Below are 15,736 nucleotides of genomic sequence, written 5' to 3' on the forward strand. Positions count from 1 at the left end.
ACTCCAAACCGCAAGAAGCGAGAAGTGAATGAGCTTCATCTGAGCCGACAGCCATTTCCCGGCCTCTCCCCACTCGGTTTCCATGCATCACCACGTACCCCAGCCTTCTTGGTAGAAGAAGTGATGATCTCCGCCAGGCTTGTCCATTTTCGCATACTTCTCATAGTCGTATCGTCGCGGCGAACTCTTCTGATTGTTCCAGCCAAAGTTCACAAAGTTCCTGAGGGAGTCATACTTCGGCTTGCCGGCATGGAAGTGCGGACCAGCCTTGTCGAAGGTGTGCTCGACGACGACCCGAGACCCCTGCGCCGTTTCGTACTGTCGGAACCGTCCCCAGTGACTGGGGTTGGAGGAGTAGAAGTAACCCGGCACGTGCGCGAGTTTGACGTTTCCGGTCACAATCCAAGCAGCGTCTGGAACAGTCCCATGAGGCACACCAGCCAAGTTGAATGCCGCGGCTTCCGCGTCAGCTCGGTTCAGGAACGGATTACCCGTCTCCCCCTTGGGCAGAACAGACGGGTCCCCAGCATGTGCTGCTCCAGGACCGTAGCGTGTCGGCACCGTTACGACCGGCTTGCCGAAGAGGCCCCTGAGTGCACCCCAAGTCGGCTTGACGAGGTTGCCGAGTCCGCCGGTGAGCGCCCCGACGAGGAGGTCCATGGGCGTGGTCGGTTGGCACTGGGCCGTGTTGATGGCCCAGGTGAGGCCCATCCCGATCGCAGCGTCCGTGACCATGGCGACCGCGAGGGCGCGTCCGCCCTGCAGTCCGAGCTGAGAGGCGAGGGCGGTACCGGCTGGGGCGAGGAAGCCGCCGACTGCCCCGACGAGTGCACCTTGTCCGGTGGCGGCCGCGAAGTCGCCCCAGTCGAAGTCGTCCCGGTGAGTGAGAGCGTAGACGCCTCCGCCAACGATGGCTCCGATACCACCGCCGATGACGCATTGCGGGCACAGCCCTGACGGGTCCGACTGGTTAGCGGGGTCGTTGTCCGCGTAGTTATACGGGGACTGGTTGGGGTTGTCCGCGGCTGCCGAGACGGGGTCCTGGGTGGTGAAGCGGCGCTGGGCGGTGTCGTAGGAGCGGGCGCGGAGCTGGAGTCGGTCGGGGAGGTGCTGGTCCTTGTACTGGCCGGTGTAGCCGAAGGGGCTGGTCTGGCCGCCGGTGACGGTGGCTTTGCCGGTCGGTGAGCCCCAGGCGCTGTAGGTGTAGCGGTAGTTGTCCGTGCCCGCTGCGTCATAGACCGCACTGGTGGAGTTCTGGCGGTCCTGGGTGAAGTAGTAGGTGCCGGCGGAGCGGTCCATGGAGCGGGCCGTGCCGTCGGGGTCGTAGTGGTAGTCCGCGAGCAGGGCGCCGGATGCGTTGGTGTCGGTGGCGAGCTGCGGGAGCGGGTTGTTGATGTCCCAGCGGGATGTTCCGGCGAGCGCGTTGTTCTTGTTGACCGTGGTGCGGTTGCCGTCGGCGTCGTAGGTGAATCCGTACGTGTTGGTGCCGATGGTCGCGGACTTGAGGCGGCCTGCCGGGTCGTAGGCGTAGGTGCCGTCGTCGTCCTTGGTCTGGTTGCCGTCGGCGTCGTAGCCGTAGCTCGTGGTGGTCGTGCCGTTTGCCGTCGACTGCAGCTGGTCGCCGTCGTCGTAGGTGTGGGTGGTTGTCGAGCTCGAGCTGGCCGCTGTTTTGAGGTTGCCGACCTTGTCGTAGGTGTATGTGGTGCCGGCGGTGCCTGTCAGGCAGGAGGTGGCGGAGGTGTCGGTGCAGACGCGGGTCATGCGTCCCGTGTCGTCGTAGGCGTAGCGGGTCGGGTAGCCGGTGCCGGGCTTGTCGCCGACCAGGCGGTTGTTCTCGTCGTAGGTGAAGGTGTTGTTGATGGTGGGTGAGGTGAGTGTTGTCAGGCGGCCGGCCTCGTCGTAGGTGCGCGTCTCGCTGCGGGTCGTGGTGGTGGGCAGGGTGACCGAGGTGAGGTTGCCGGCCTTGTCGTAGCCGTAGGAGACGGCCTTGGAGTTGATCGTCTGGGTCTTGGTCCGGCCGACCTTGTCGTAGCCGTAGCTGGCGGTCCGGCCGTCCGGGTAGGCGCGCGACTTGAGGGTGTCGTCGGTGTTCCAGACATAGGTGAACGGCTTGGTCGCGCCCGGCGACGTGATCGTCTGGATCTTGTCGTCGTCGTCATAGGTCAGCGTGCGGGTGCCGGTGGCGTCGGTGACGGTCTTCAGGCGGCTGGCGTCGTCGTAGCCGTACGTCTGCGCCGCGGTGCCGTCGGAGTACGTGATCTTCGTCGGCAGGTTGCGTGCGTCGACGGTGGTGATGATCGTCTGGGCGCGGGCGTTGGTGTATTTGGTGCGGTTGCCGTCGAGGTCGTACTCGTAGGCGACGGTCTTGCCCAGCGGGTTCTTGACCGACGTCAGCTGGCCTTCGTCGTTGTAGCCGTAGGTGCTGGTGTGCGTGTTGGCGTCGGTGCTGGTCTCGAGGAAGCCGGCCTTGTTGTAGGTGAAGGCGGTGGCTCCGGTGTCCGGGGCGATGACCTTCTTCGGCCGGTTGAGTTCGTCGTACTCGTAGACCGTCTGCTTGTTGCGGGCATCGGTGACTGAGGCGACGTTGCCGACGGTGTCGTAGCCGGTCTTGCTCTGGTGGCCGAGCGGGTCGGTGACGGACGCGGGGTTGCCGGCCGCGTCGTAGCCGTACTTCCAGGTGTACTTCGCCGGGTCGGCGCCGGTGACGTTGCCGCGCGGGTCGACGGTGGTGGCGAGGTTGCCGTCGTCGTCGTAGGTGTAGGTGGTGCGCTCGGCTTCCGGGGAGACTTCAACGGTCAGGTGGCTGTCGTCGTCGTACTCGTAGGTGGTGAGGTAGCCAGCCCAGGTTTTCGACGACTTCAGGCGGTTGTTCTCGTCGTAGTCCAGCGTCATGCCGTGGCCGAGACCGTCGGTGGTCATGACGACGCTGCCGTTGTCGTCGTACTTAACGCTGCGGGTGTGGCTGAGCGGATCGGTGACCGACAGCGGCCGGTTGTCGGCGTCCCACGTGAAGGCGGTGGTCTTGCCGAGCGGGTCGGTGACGGTCTTGCGGTTGCCGACCTTGTCGTAGCCGATTCTCCAGGTGTAGTGCTTCGCGTCGGCTCCGATCGCGTTACCGCGGGCGGTCACGACCTGGACCTGGTTGCCGGCCTTGTCGTACTGATACGTCACGGTCGCGCCCCGGCGGTTGGTCTCCTTACTGAGCCGGCCGGCCGGGTCGTAGTCCAGCACCGTCTGCTTGAGCGCCGGATCTGTGATCGTCTTCAGGCGGCCCGCGTCGTTGTAGCCGTAGACCGTGACGCGCTTGGCGGCGTCGGTGACCGTGGTGAGGTTGCCGACCTCGTCGTAGTCATACGAGGTGGTGTTGCCACGCGCGTCGGTGACCGTCTTAACGCGGTCCGCGGGGTCGTAGGTGTATGAGGTCGTGTACTTCGCCGGGTCCGCACCGGTGACGTTGCCGCGTGGGTCGACGACCGTCTTCACCTGTCCCGTCGGGAAGTAGGTGTAGGTGGTCTTGTTCCCCTTCGGGGTGGTGACCGACGTCAGGTTGCCGTCGGCGTCGTAGCCGTACTTCGTGGTCTTGCCGCTCGGCGTGGTGACGGTCTCCGGCAGCCCGGTGGTGGCGTTGTAGCTGTACGACGTCGTCTTGCCCAACGGGTCCTTGACCGTAGTAACCTGGTTGGCCGTGTTGTAGCCGAAGGTGTAGTCGTTGTACTCGCCGTCCGTGTAGGTGGCCACGTTGCCGGCGGCGTCGTACGTCCACTCCTCGTCCGAGGAGGCGTTGGACCGGCGCTTCAGACGGCCCTGGCTGTCGTACTGCCACTCGGTTTCGCGGACCTCCGCGTCGATCGCGCTGGTGCGGTTGAAGAACTTGTCGTAGCGGTAGTAGCTCTTGTTGTTGAGCGGGTCGATCTGGGTGAACAGAACGTTCTTGTAGTAGACGTCCGTCCAGACGCCGCCGTCCGGAGCCGTGACATCGACCTGGTCGAAAACACCGTTCTTTGAGTACGTGAACTTCGTCTCGTGTCCCAGCGCGTCCGTCTGGGACATCACCCGGCCCTGCGTGTCGTACGTGTTGAACGTGACCTGCTCGTTCCGGGCGTCCGTCACCTTGTTGACACGTCCGGAGGTGTCGTAGCCGTAGGTCTCCGTCTTGCCGTCCAGAGCCGTCACGCCGGTCAGCCGGTCGCCGGTGTAGCTGTAGTCGACCAACCGCCCGTCCGCCAGTGTCACCGTGTCCAGCCGGTCACCCGCGTAGGCGAGTTTCGCGGCGCGTCCGACCGAGTCCGTGATGGTGGCGGGCTTGCCACCCGCGTACGTCAGGGACAGGCCCCGGCCGGTGCGGTCCTTGACCGCAGTCAGCTGACCAGAGGCGTTGAAGGCATACTTCGACTGGTCTGCGGTCGTGAGCTTGTAGCCGCTGCCGTCGGCGGCCAGCTTGGAACGTGCCTGACCGGGGGCGGTGAACGTCCCCCCGGAGTTCTTGGTGTAGGTGTGTCGGGTGCCGCCCTCACCGACCAGCACCGCGTCGCCATCGGCCTCGATCTTCAGCCGTGTCTCCCAGGGCAGTTGCCAGCCCTTGCCGAGCGCACCGGTGTCAGTGTTGTCGGATGAGTAGACCCGTCCGACCTGCAACGGCACGCCGGGAGCCGGCACCTGGGCGTCGGTGAACGCCTCCGTGAACGCGCCGGTCGCTGTGTTCACCGGATCGGCGCGCATCACCGTCGTACCGGCCGCACCGCTCGCGTCACCGCAAACCGCACCGCATGCGGCGCCCTCGGGCAGGGACGGCACGATGTAGAACATATTGTACGAACCGCAGGACTCGGTGTCCGTGGGATCGTCCGTCACGGTCGTGCAGGCCCAGATCACCAGGCTCGGGAACTGTTGCGTGCACTCCGTCGTCGGCACCGTGAATGACGCGTTCACCACCGGGAACACGGCGTCGGTTTTCAGGGTCGGCGCCTGCACCGTCTGCCCGAAGTCGACGTGCTGGACGTCGTCGTTGCTCAGGCGACAGCCGTAGTAGTCCACCTTCCAGCGCACCCTCACCGGATGCACCTCGGTGTCCGCGCCTCCCGACTGCCAGATCGCCGCGGAGACTTGCAAGGGCTCGCCCGGCACAGCGGCACCGATGTGGTTGCCAAGCGCCATCAGCCAACCGCCCTGCTGCGCGGCAGCGTTACCGAAGGGATCGGCCGTCACCTGATACAGGGCACCACTGGAGTACGAGGCGGCGGCCGCGGTGCCGGCACGGGTGGTGAAAGACGCCTGGTCAACCGTGCTGCCAGAACTGCGGGAAGCAGCATGCCCGTTCGGGAACTTAGGGCCGGAGCTCTGCGACTGCCGCTGATTCTGCTTCAGCAGCTTGATCTGCCCGGCCGTGGCCGGCCTGCTCTTCGTCGTCGGCAGCGCCCTGGGCTTCATCGGCTTGGCCCGGCCCCTGGTCTGCTCACGCCGCTGCTGCGGTGTGACCGCCTTCTGGCGTGCGGCGGGCTGCGGGCCTCGGTACGCGTAACCGCGCTCGCTGCCACCGGAGTCGACCGCATTCGCCTGTACCAGCCAGCCGCCACTCGCTACCACGGACAACACGAGCGTCACGATCAATACGCGCAGGCGCGCAGACACACTGGTCACCATTCCCCCCACCCCGTACACCCCATGCGCATCACTGGTCACTCGCTGCACGAGTTATGCAGGGAATCTTGATGCTCATGCCAAGAAATGCCAAGCCCTCATAGTTTGAAACGCGCCTTTTGCCTGAATATGTCGTCAATCTTCCCTGAGTCGTGGTCTTCACTACGTCCGCAGGAACACTCGACCTGTAGCACTCGCGAAGCCCCAAGTAGAGTGCGTCGCGGGCAGCGATCGGACCACGGGGGCACACCGGTGAGAGCCGTCACGGCGAACAGGCCTTACGCAGGCGGGACATGGGCAGGCTACGATGGCCGAACCCGCGTTTTCCGGCTGCTTCTCGCCCTCTGCGCGCTGACGACGGTCTTCGCAACCGCCACTCCGGCCCGGGCGGCGGAAACCACCGCCGCTCCTACCCAGGCCGCCTACCTCGCCGAGCGCCTCCGCGAGAACCCGGTCCACGTCTCCGACCAGCTCCCCCGCGAGGTCCCCCGCTCCAGCGCCCCCGACTTCTCCCGGATCGCGAAGAAGACCGGTGTCCCGACCTACGTCCTGGTCCTGCCGCTGCAGACCGGCGCGGACGCCCGGCAGCTGCTCGGCGCGGTGCACGACCGGCTCGGGCGCGACGGGCTGTACGTCCTGTTCGAAGGGCCGGACATCACGGAGGCCAGGGCCTTCGGCGTCGACGCCCCCGCCGACGCCGCCGTCACCGTCGCACGGTACGAACTCCCCTACGACGCAGGCGCGTTGCTCAGCTTCGCGCTTCGCCGACGTCATCGCGCAGGGCGGCGAGAAGGCCACCGCCCGTGCCGAGGCCGCTCGCGAGAAGTACCAGGACGACGAACCCGCCGAGATGTACATCGGCCCGTCCGACCGCCGGAACCAGTCGTTCATCACCGGCATCCTGCTCACCGGCGTACCCCTGTCGATCCTGCTGCTGGCGGCCTGCGCGAGGCGCGGGCGTCCGAGGAAGCCCGGTCTGCGCCGGTTCGTCTGGGGCGGTGCCGTCCTCTCCGCCGCCGCTGTCGCCCTCACCGCCACCGTCGTCTTCGACCAGACCCGGTCGAGCGCGGCGGAGCCTCCCACCCCCGCCGACCTGTCCGCCCGGGTGGAGCGGGTCGTGGCGGGGCTGAAGCAGGACCCGGTGTACGCCGATCCGGAGAGCCCGCGCGTCCTCGACGCCCGTCAACTGGACCGGCTGCACGAGCGGATCCGGGACTTCCGGCGCTCCGACGGCGGCGGCCCGGTGTACGTCTCCCTCGTACCGCAGACGCCGGAGAGCGAATCGGCCGGCGACTCGGGGCTGTTCGCCGCGGCCGTACACGCCAAGGTGGGCCGGGACGGGGTGTACGTGGTCGCCGACCCGGCCGACGGCACGATCGACGTCTACAACCACGGCCTGCGCCTGGACGGCAACCGCCTCTCCTTCGACGTACCGGACTCCGTCACACTGGGCGACAGCAGGGCGGACGAGGCCGACGACCACCTCCTCGGTGAGCGCCTCGACGCGCTGATGACCTTCATCGACGACACCCCGCGCACCGACCGGCCCTGGTCCGAGCCCGCGCCCCCGGCGGCGCCGAGCGCCACCCGCGAGACCGCCCTCCCCGCCCTGTTCTCCACGGACTTCTGGCCGGGCCTGTTCGTGGGCGCCTTCGGGGCCCTGCTGCTGTCGAGCCTCGTGGCCGGGGCGACATGGATCGTCCGGGGCCTGCGGCGGCGACGCTCCCCCGTACCCGAGCCGTCCGGCAGCCTCCCGCTCACCGCCCCGACCGAACCCTCGGTGTCCTACCTCCGGCGCAACGCTTATGCCGAACTAACTTCCCTCGCAGGTGAGTTCAGCGACCCGGACGACCGCGACCGCGCCTGGGACCACCTCGACGCCGCGCTGCTCCTAGTCGACGGCGACCCCGGGCGCGTCCGGCAGCCGGGGACGGACGCCCCGACCCTCGTCGCCGTGATCGTGCTCGCGCGAGCCGGCCGTGCCGCACTCGTCGGTGATCCTGCCGACCTGTGCTGCGGCGTCAACCCGCTGCACGGACCCGCCGGCCGCCGTCACCACGTCCGTGTCTCGGCCGAGGGCAACAGCCGCCGCCTGCTCCCCGTCTGCGCGCTCTGCGGCGACACGGCCGTCGCAGCACCGGGCGACATCCCGGGCCGGCTGCTGAGGCTGCCCGACCCCTCCCTGGGCAGCGCCCGCTTGCCCTACTACGAGGTGACCGACGGCCCCCTGACCGCCGTACCGCATGGAATCGCCCGGCGGCCCTGGCGCAGGAGGGCCGCGACGCCCTGGCCGGTTCGCCCGGCCTTCCCCTCTGCTTCTTCAACCCCCTGCACGGCCGCGCGGCCCTGCGCACCGGCTGGCGTCCGCTCGGCCGCCGGGACCGGCTCGACGTGGCGGTGTGCCAGGAGTGCGCGGACGCGCTGCGGGACCGCCGCGCCCCGGAGGTGCTCCCCGACACGGACGAGGACGGCCGTAGGATGCCCTACTTCGAGGTCTCGGCAGGGCGGATCGCGTGGGCGGCGTCCGGGTACGGCTCGCTGATGTCCCCCTCGGCCGGTCTCGCCAGGGCCCGTTGAACGGGCGCGGCCCCGTTCTGCCCACGGCCGCCGGTCTCGCCGAGGCCCGTTGAACGGGCACGGCTCCCTGGTGCCCCCGTCGGCCGGTCTCGGCAGGGGCCGTTGATCAGCCGGGCGGGCGGTCCTCGCGCAAGGCGTCGAACAGGGCACGGGCGCGACGGTCGTCCCACTTCACCGCGCTGCCCTTGGGGGTGCGCAGGTCAGGGTCGGCCACGGGCACGTTGAGCTGCCGACCTCCACCGCCCGTGGCCTTCCGCAGAGCCTCGAACAGCTTCATGAGGTCCGGCAGTTCGGTGCCCTCGTCGACGATGAGCGTGTCGAGGCCCGCGTCCAGGGTCGGGAACGACTTCGACGGGTCGGCGAGGGTGGACGGGGTGGCGGCCTTCCGGGCGAGGGCGGCGAGGAATCTCTGCTGGTTGCGGGTGCGGCCCAGGTCCCCCTGTTCCTCCTGCTTGCGCTGCCGTACGAAGGCCAGCGCCTCGGCGCCGTCGAGGGTCTGGCAGCCGGCGGGCAGGTTCGCTCCGGAGTCCTTGTCCCGCACGGGCCGGCCCAGACACAGGTCGACGCCGCCGACGGCGTCCACTACCCCCACGAAGCCGGCGAAGCCGATCTCCGCGTAGTGGTCGACGCGCACCCCGGTGTTGCGTTCCACGGTCCGCACCAGCAGGTCGGGGCCGCCCAGCGAGAAAGCGGCGTTCAGCTTGTCCGGCGCGGCCCGGTAGCCGCGGCCGGTGCCGGGGTCGACGTAGGGCGGGAGGGTCACCCAGGAGTCGCGCGGCAGGCTCACCATGGTCGTGCCGCTGGCGCCGGTGTGCAGCAGGATCACCGAGTCGGTGCGGCGGCCCTCGGCCGAGCCGGTGTTGAGATCCTTCCGGTCCTGCGCGGACAGTCCCTCGCGGCTGTCCGAGCCGACGACCAGGTAGGTGGTGCCCTCACCGGCCGGCACCCGGGCGCCGAGCGCGCCGAGGTCGACCTCCTGGTTGAGCCGGGTGTCTGCCCAGACGTACGTACCGGCCCCGCCGAGCACCAGCGCGGACGCCAGGACGGCGGCCGTACGCAGGTACCTCCGGCCCCTGCCCGCCCGGCGCCGCGGGTTCCTGCTGCCGCGCCCGCCGCGGTGGTCCGGGCCGCTGTCGTAGCGGCCGGGGGCGGCGGGCGAGGGCATGCCGGGCAGGGGGGCGGTGCGGATCGAGGGCGGGGGAACGAGGGGTTCCCGCCGCGGGCTCCACTCCGGTGGGGATTCTCCCAGCCGGTCGGTCCAGTCGCTCATCGACGCCTCGAAGGTGCTGTGGGGGCTCTCGGGTCAGCGCATCGGCACACTCCTATACGGAACGGGCCCGCCGATCTGTTCAGCGGCAGTCCCGGACCGCTGCATCCGCTGCCACCGCAGCCGGCTGCCGAGCAGCAGCGCGACCAGCGACTGGATGACGACGAGATACATCAACTGCCGGTAGACCACGATCTGGAACGGCATCGACCACAGGGCCCGCACCGGCTCGCCGTCGAGTCTCAGCGCGTAGCCGGAGCAGACGATCTGGACGCCCAGGAACGCGAACCAGACCGCGGCGGACTCCCACGGGTCGCGGAACAGCACGCCGTACAGCGCGTACACGTCGATGACGGGCGCGAGCAGCGGCAAAGCGACCTGGAACAGCGCGAGATACGTCAGCCCGCGCCGCCCGAACCGCCCGGCCGGGCCCCTGCCGAGGAGAGCTCCCCGGTGCTTCCACATGGCCTGCAGCGTGCCGTAGCACCACCGGTACCGCTGCCGCCACAACTGCCGCAGGCTGGTGGGCACTTCGGTCCAGGCGACGGCGGACTCCTCGTACAGCACCCGCCAGCCGGACCGCCACAGGGCCATCGTCAGGTCGGTGTCCTCGGCGAGGGTGTCCTCGCTGACCCCGCCGACCCCGATCACGGCGTCCCGCCGGAACGCCCCGATGGCACCCGGCACGGTCGGCATGCACTCCAGCACCTCGAACATGCGCCGGTCGAGGTTGAACCCGAAGACGTACTCCAGGTGCTGCCATCTGGCGAGCAGGCTGCGCCGGTTGCCGACCTTGGTGTTGCCGCTGACGGCACCCACGGCCGGGTGTGCGAGCGGCTGGACGATCCGCTCGACGGCGTCGGGCTCGAAGACGGTATCCGCGTCGACCATCACGACGATGTCGTACCGGGCGTGTGCGATCCCGGTGTTGAGGGCGGCGGCTTTGCCCGCGTTGGCCTGCCGTACGACCTCCACCCGCGCGTCCCCCATGTTCTCGGCGATGTCGGCGGTCCGGTCGGTGGACCCGTCGTCGATCACGACGACCTGGAGCCGCCGGTGGGTGGAGTCGAGCAGCGACCGCAAGGTCGACCCGATCCCGGCCTCCTCGTTGTACGCCGGGACCAGCACGGTCACCGGCCCCGACGTCTCCCGCATCCAGGGCGCACCGGTCCGGAACCGCTCCAGCCGCCGCACATGGGCGCGGGCGAAGAGGGCGAGCAGCAACAGCCGCAGCACGCCGAGGCCGCCGGCGACGCCGAGGATCCAGATCATGGCGGTGGCGAAGGCCTGGCCGAGACCGGTGACGTGGATCAGTCCCCGCCCGGCCCATTTCTGAACGAGGGACGGGGAGGCGTACGGCACGAGCCCGAGCCCGTCGGACACGGTGGTGAACCGATCGACGCCCGGGTTCTTCAGGAGCCTGCGCGCCTCCGCGTAGGCGCTCTCCGTCTGACTCAGCTGCCGGACGATCCCCTGCGCCGGCTTGCGCGACCCCTTGTCGGCGGCGACGAGCACGTACCCGTACCCGGCGGCCCGCCGCGCGGCCTGCCACTCGCGTCCGCACAGGGTGTCGGGGTTGGTGGTGCGGGGCATCCGCAGCAGGTTCGTCCGCCGTCCGGTGGCCCCGGCGAGGGCACTCTGGGTCAGCTCCAACTCGGCCCGGAAACGCGGCGCGGAGGACTCCCCGAGGACGGCCCCGGTATATGTGTTGGACCCGATCTCATGCCCCTCGGCTCGGATCCGCCGTGTGAGTTCCGGATGCCGGGCGGCCTGGGAGCCGTGCACGAAGAAGGTCGCCCGCGCGTTGTGCCGTCGCAGCAGGTCGAGGAGCCGAGGTGTCCAGACGGGGTCGGGACCCCCGTCGAAGGTGAGCGCGACGGTCCGGGCGGGCATCGCCCCGGTCCGTATCCCGTCCCGGTTGATCCCGATCACGGGCCCGCCGCGGGCGACGACGTCGGGCACGGGAGCCGTACAGGGCGACCGCGCCTTGGCGGCGTCGACCTCGTGCCGGGTCCAGCCTTCGAAGATCAGCAGGGCGAAGACGAGGGGGAGGGTGAGGGCGAGGAGGAGCCAGTGGGCTCGGGGGTCGCGGGATTGTTTGTGGCGGGCCCGGGTTCGGGTTTTGGCTTTGGTGTTGCCCTTGGCTTTGGACGGGGCGGGGGTCAGGGGGCGTCACCGCCCCCGGGCACTTCTTCACGGCCGCCTCGGGAGCCGCTGCCTCTTCTCGGCTTGGGGCGCTTGGTGTTGTGGGGGCTTCGCATGGGCCGGGAGTGTAGTTACGCGTCGGCGATTGGATGGCCGTAACAGCAAATTCCAAGAGGCCGCGGCGCCCCCGACCGCATGCCGGTTCCCCATCGAGACTGCCCGGGGTGGCTCAGCGCTCGGCGACGAACGACCCCATGCCCCGGGTGGTGACGATCAGCCCTTCTTCCCGCAAGGCTGCGGTGGCCTTACGAACAGTCTCGCGAGCAACTCCGAACTCCTGCTCCAGCTTCACCTCGGAGATCAAGCCGCGCACCGGGTACTCGCCACTGGCGATGCGCTGCCGAACGACTTCGGCGATCTGCTGCCACTTCGGCCTGGTGGGGTCAAATTCGAACACCAGTGAACTGTACGTACGACCCTCCATGAAGGCATAGAAGCTCCTCTCAGCCCATATGGGTAGACAGGACTGTACAAGTAGCTCTACGGTCTGTCACGACAGACCCCGGCGACGGATGGTGGCCGTCCCGGGGCATGGCCAACGCTACGAAGGAGCGCCGACATGCTGGACCTTACCGTCCGCACCCTCGCGTGGATGCTGAGCCTCTGCACCCCACGCCCTCGCGGCCGTCACCGCCTCGGCGCGGTGCCGCCCCTGCGGATCGTCCCCATCCCGCCCCCGCCGACCCGCTTCACCGAACTGCTGGACGGCACCGCATGCCGCCTGGTGCGCCCCTACGTCCTGGACCCCGCCGAACACCGCCGCCAACGCGAACGCCGTCGGGCCGCCCTCGGCACGGATGTGGGCGCTAAGCGCATCCACGGAGGGCGCGTACCGGTGGCCACCCGATGACGCGCCCGGCGATGCGGATGTGCACCCGCTGCGAACGCTCCACAGGCACACCGGCCCCCATCCGGCAGTTCCAGGCCCCGTCAGGCCTGCCCCTCACCATCTACGCCTGCCAGGAGTGCGTCTCTCACTACCCGGCCCTGGAGGGCGCGGTCGGTCTCCTGCAATCCCCCTACCGCCACTCGCGGATGACGCTCCACGTCTACCGAGTCGACGCCGAAGGCGCCGTCACGGAGGACTGCGGAAAGGTCGAGATCACGGCCGGCGGTCCCGCCGAGCCCGTCCCGTACACCTCCGCATATCCGCCGTGCGCCTGCGCTGGATGCAGGGCGACGCGATAGCAAAAACCCCCGGTTGCACCGACGACCCCGGGTACGGACGACCGAGTGTCCGGGGCCGCCATGGCTGAAGCACGATCTGGGAACAACTCCGCGCCACTACACCCTCATACGCCCCAAATGCCCTGCGCAGTTCCCAGTTCGCTCTGGCGAAACCGAGAACCTCACCGATAGCGTCTGTCTCCCTGACCTCACATCTGTCTCACGGGGAGTATCCACTGTGAAGCGCCGCCCTTTGCCCGTTGCTGCCGCGCTGGCGGCAACGGCAGCACTGCTGTTGACGGCCTGCGGTAGCGGGGACGACAAGTCCAGCGACAACGACAAGATCGCAGGCGCCGACCAGGGAGCGAAGACGCCGAAGGAGTCGGCATCACCTTCGGGAGCACCGGCAGAGGACAAGCCGGACGGCGTGGACGTGTCCCTGCCTAAGGACATAAACCTGGTCTTCGACTGGGACAAGCCGAAGGACAAGAACGAGGCGGCTGCGATGGATGACGCGGCGAACTTCCTCCGCGCCATCTATCGCGGCGTCGGCAAGCGCACGACCAAGGACGCGGCGGTGACCACCTACGCCACCGGCAATGGTCTGCACTACGCGCAGGTGCAGATCAATGAATGGATCAAGGGTGGCTGGACCGCTGACGGAACACGCCGCCACTACGACGCCACTACACGTTCCGCGCCAAACGGTAAATCCGTCGAGGTCGCGTTCTGCGCGGACACCAGTAAGTTCTATGGCAAAGAGGTCAAAACGGGGAAGATCCTGAAGACGGAGCCGAGCGCCAAGGACTTCGGCTATTACAAGATCGTCATGGTCAAGTTCCCCACGGGCGAGGGCTTGTGGCAAGCATCCAAGGTCTTCGTCGAGAGGGGGGCGGAGCAGTGCCGGTGAACAGGCCACGACCGACGATCCCATGCCCCAGTGCCGCAGCCCTGATACTTGCGATCAGCCTTCTCGTCCTCACTGCGCCCACCGCCGCGGCGGAACCGGTGGACTGGGACAAGGGCGGCCAAGCGAAGGAGGGCGGCAGCGACAGGACCGGCATCTTCGCCGCCGCCCGCATCCAGTACTCCGGCTCCGTCGCCAAGGGCGGCGGCACCGGAAACGTGACATCCTCGGACGTCAACTGGACACCGCCTCCCTGCTGGTACGCCCCTTACCTGGGCGCCAAGGACTTCAAGAAGGAGATGTCCAAGCACATCGACAGCCAGCTGAACACGCCTGGAATGGGCGGGACCGCGGGCGCGGCGCTCGGCGAGACCAAGCGCCACTACGAGGACGGCTTCGGCATCCCCGGGAAACCCGGCTACAAGGACTACAACGTCGAGAACGACGGCAAGGGTATGTTCTGGGCCGGCGTCGAGAACCCCAACGAGCCGGACTACCTCAAGCGGACCTCGTGCACCGATCTCCCCTTCTGGGTTGAGAACGGTGATGCGCCGCCGCCCCAGTACGAAGAGGCCATCTCACCGGAGATACTCGCCGCTCTCGCCTACCAGCACATGCAGCTGCCCGACACCAAGGTCACCCTCGCCCCCGCGGCCAACACCAAGGTAAACTTGCCGACATGGGCCTGGCTCGACAAGGCCGTCTTCGACGAGGTCCAGGCGACGGCGGCCCTCAACGTCCCCGGCTTCAACATCCAGGCCACCACCACCGCCAGGCCGGTGTCCCTCAAGCTGGAGCCGGGCACCAAGGACGCCGAGACTTACCCGGCCTCCGGCGAGTGCGTCATCAACGCCGACAAGTCCATCGGCGAGCCCTACGCCAAGGGCAAGGCCGACCAGACCCCGCCCTGTGGCCTCAAGTACCTCCGCTCGTCCGGCGACGGCACGTACAAGCTCCAGGCCACTATCACGTGGGACATCGACTGGACCGGCACCGGCGGCGCGGGCGGAGACCTCCCGAACGGCACCTTCGGCAACGAACAGGCAGTCACGGTGCAGGAGATCCAGGCCGTCAACAGGTAAGCCCGGGCCCTCGCCCCGGACAAGTCAGGCCTGCCGCGCAGCAGACACATTCGCCCTGCGCGGCACGGCCCGGCATGCCCCGGGACGGAATCCGCTCACCCGGAGCGCATCACTGCTTCTGACACTGAACTTGGAGATAACCGAACACTGGCGAACCGGTCAGAGATCGTTGAACCGACTGAGGAAGCGCCTGGGCAGCGACACCAGCGCGCCGGGCAACAACAGGTTCCGTGTGTATATGCCCTCGAGGACGAGCGCGACACCGATGTCGAGGGCATCCGCCTCGCCGCTCGGCATACGAGTGCCTCCGCCCTTTGACCCTGATGTGAGGGACACGACCCTCCTTCCCCGGCCACCACACGTTTCGGGAGGGATCCGGGCGTCCCAGTCAGCCCGTAGCTACTCTGTCGGGAAGGCGAGCTCGATGGCCGAGGCCGTCCACTAGCCTGACCAGAGGAGAACATCACCACGGGCGCTGCGTACAAACGCAGCGTGCTGACACTTCAATATGAACAGTGTTCGTCATTGCCACCGCGAGGCTCTCCATGCGTCTGCCAAACGTCTTTCCGGCCGCGTAGTCGCGTCGGGGCAAGGTAGCAAAGGCGCCCAGGCTAGCTACAGGCGGACCCACGCCAGGAAAGAGCGCGATCAGCGGTCGTGACGTCATTGACGCACGCGCAGTCTGACCCCGCACACATCATAGCTGAGGGCTTGCCCGGCACCGACTGGCTCAGAAGAGAACTGACTTGCCGGAAAACCTTGCACAACTTTTCACACTCTTCAAATTTTCTCCGCCTTGCGCGTCGGACAGTGGAGACCGACTGGACTCGCAGCCATGGTGCCGACTGTACGACGCCGCCGGGCAACGGCCTACGTATCGTCCTTGTTTCAACC

Annotated in this window: 9 protein-coding genes and 1 pseudogene; 5 read left to right on the forward strand and 5 right to left on the reverse strand. The window is 68.2% G+C overall.

The annotated features are described in order from the left end of the window. Positions 1-87 precede the first annotated feature (87 nt). The gene (locus tag ACFCXS_RS03290) at positions 88-5,592 is read right to left on the reverse strand and encodes a DUF6531 domain-containing protein (protein WP_376641354.1); all 5,505 of its coding nucleotides are present in this window, start codon (positions 5,590-5,592) and stop codon (positions 88-90) included. Between the two features lie 2,304 nt (positions 5,593-7,896). Here ACFCXS_RS03290 and ACFCXS_RS03295 point away from each other — a divergent pair. Further along, positions 7,897-8,214 (forward strand): annotated as a pseudogene (locus ACFCXS_RS03295) (hypothetical protein); the annotation flags it as partial. 106 nt (positions 8,215-8,320) lie between these two features. Here the strand turns inward: ACFCXS_RS03295 and ACFCXS_RS03300 are convergent. The 3 genes from ACFCXS_RS03300 to ACFCXS_RS03310 all read right to left on the reverse strand — a co-directional run bounded on the left by ACFCXS_RS03300 (position 8,321) and on the right by ACFCXS_RS03310 (position 12,083). Further along, on the reverse strand, positions 8,321-9,484 hold the full coding sequence (locus ACFCXS_RS03300) for an LCP family protein (RefSeq protein ID WP_376641356.1): 1,164 nt from the start codon (positions 9,482-9,484) through the stop codon (positions 8,321-8,323). Between the two features lie 33 nt (positions 9,485-9,517). Further along, positions 9,518-11,443 carry a glycosyltransferase gene (locus ACFCXS_RS03305; RefSeq protein ID WP_376641358.1) on the reverse strand — a complete coding sequence of 642 codons (1,926 nt, stop codon included), beginning with the start codon at positions 11,441-11,443 and terminating at the stop codon, positions 9,518-9,520. A gap of 412 nt (positions 11,444-11,855) precedes the next feature. After that, entirely contained in the window at positions 11,856-12,083 is a 228-nt protein-coding gene (locus tag ACFCXS_RS03310; RefSeq protein WP_033309133.1) for a GntR family transcriptional regulator, read from the reverse strand. Positions 12,084-12,245: 162 nt separating this feature from the next. Here ACFCXS_RS03310 and ACFCXS_RS03315 point away from each other — a divergent pair, with 162 nt between their 5' ends. The 4 genes from ACFCXS_RS03315 (at position 12,246) to ACFCXS_RS03330 (ending at position 14,842) form a co-directional block, all read left to right on the forward strand. Continuing rightward, the gene (locus tag ACFCXS_RS03315; RefSeq protein WP_376641361.1) at positions 12,246-12,536 is read left to right on the forward strand and encodes a hypothetical protein; all 291 of its coding nucleotides are present in this window, start codon (positions 12,246-12,248) and stop codon (positions 12,534-12,536) included. Further along, positions 12,533-12,874 carry a hypothetical protein gene (locus ACFCXS_RS03320; protein WP_376641363.1) on the forward strand — a complete coding sequence of 114 codons (342 nt, stop codon included), beginning with the start codon at positions 12,533-12,535 and terminating at the stop codon, positions 12,872-12,874. Before ACFCXS_RS03315 ends, ACFCXS_RS03320 begins: the two co-directional genes overlap by 4 nt. Before the next feature lie 217 nt (positions 12,875-13,091). Next, a complete protein-coding gene (locus ACFCXS_RS03325) occupies positions 13,092-13,763 on the forward strand; it encodes a hypothetical protein (RefSeq protein WP_376641365.1) in 672 nt (223 codons plus the stop codon). After that, positions 13,754-14,842, forward strand: coding sequence for a hypothetical protein (locus ACFCXS_RS03330; RefSeq protein WP_376641367.1), 1,089 nt, complete (start codon positions 13,754-13,756; stop codon positions 14,840-14,842). Before ACFCXS_RS03325 ends, ACFCXS_RS03330 begins: the two co-directional genes overlap by 10 nt. A gap of 159 nt (positions 14,843-15,001) precedes the next feature. On the opposite strand, the gene ACFCXS_RS03335 is transcribed toward ACFCXS_RS03330, so the two are convergent. Further along, the gene (locus tag ACFCXS_RS03335; protein ID WP_376641368.1) at positions 15,002-15,139 is read right to left on the reverse strand and encodes a hypothetical protein; all 138 of its coding nucleotides are present in this window, start codon (positions 15,137-15,139) and stop codon (positions 15,002-15,004) included. Positions 15,140-15,736: the final 597 nt, after the last annotated feature.

Source organism: Streptomyces sp. NPDC056373 (assembly GCF_042262425.1).
Classification (GTDB): Bacteria; Actinomycetota; Actinomycetes; order Streptomycetales; family Streptomycetaceae; genus Streptomyces.